The organism is Mycobacterium sp. Soil_C_30 (assembly GCF_057656995.1).
In genome coordinates this window covers 1-1,132 of sequence record NZ_JBDGJH010000051.1, presented here as the reverse complement: position 1 = coordinate 1,132, position 1,132 = coordinate 1, and the positions used below count along the sequence as shown (strand labels likewise).

The following is a 1,132-nucleotide window of genomic DNA, read 5'->3' as shown; positions in this document are numbered from 1 at the left end:
GCGGAGTCACCACACCACCGCTGTCACCCACCGGAACACCAGGGGTCCCCGGTCCGGGCGGAGTCACCACACCACCGCTGTCACCCACCGGAACACCAGGAGTGCCCGGTCCGGGCGGAGTCACCACACCACCGCTGTCACCCACCGGAACACCAGGGGTCCCCGGTCCGGGCGGAGTCACCACACCACCGTTGTCACCGGCAGGGACACCGGGTGTTCCGGGGGTGGGCGGGGTGACGACATTGCCGGTCTCGACCACCGGCGCTCCGGGAGCACCCGGCGCAGGCGGGGTCACCACGCCGGCGGTGTCGACCACCGGGGCACCCGGGGTGCCGGGTGCCGGCGGGGTCACCGCGCTGGAGTTGTCGTGGATCGGCAGACCGGGATCCACCGGGGCCGGCGGCGTCGAGATGCTGCCGGCATCGACGACGGGCGCACCGGGCCCACCCGGCACCGGAGGCGTCGAGATGCTGTTGGGCTGCATGCTCGGCACGCCCGGGTAGCTACCGCCCGGCGGGATGTCGATGCTGGGCGGTTCGATGGTCCGCAGCTCGGGAGTGGGCGGGGTTCCCGGGTTCATGCCGATGTATGGCGTGATCACCGGCTCGCCTGGGGTTCCCGGCGTGGGGGGCGTGACGATCTGGCGGGTCTCGACCAGCGGCTCGCCCGGGGTGGGCGGGGTGCCCGGCGTGAACTCCACACCGTGGTCACCGGCCGGTCCACCCGGGACCGGCGGGGTGGGGGGCGTGGAGATGTTGCCGGTTTCGACCACCGGCACGCCGGGGACACCTGGAGCCGGCGGGGTCACGACGTTGCCGGTCTCGACCACGGGGATGCCGGGGGTGCCGGGCGCCGGCGGATGGACCACAGCGCCGCTGTCCAGCACGGGAGCACCGGGGGCGCCCGGTCCGGGCGGAGTTGCCGCAGAGCCGTTGTCGCCCACCGGGACAGCAGGCGCACCCGGCCCGGGCGGAGTTGCCGCAGAGCCGTTGTCACCGACCGGAACACCAGGCGCACCCGGCCCCGGAGGCGCCACCACACCACCGTTGTCACCCACCGGAACACCAGGCGCACCCGGCCCCGGAGGCGCCACCACACCACCGTTGTCACCCACCGGAACACCAGGCGCACC

Annotated in this window: 1 pseudogene; it reads right to left on the bottom strand. The window is 74.2% G+C overall.

Features of this window, described 5'->3' with window-relative positions:
- Nucleotides 1–1,114: pseudogene (locus AC3A6P_RS36060) on the bottom strand (hypothetical protein); the annotation flags it as partial.
- Nucleotides 1,115–1,132: the final 18 nt, after the last annotated feature.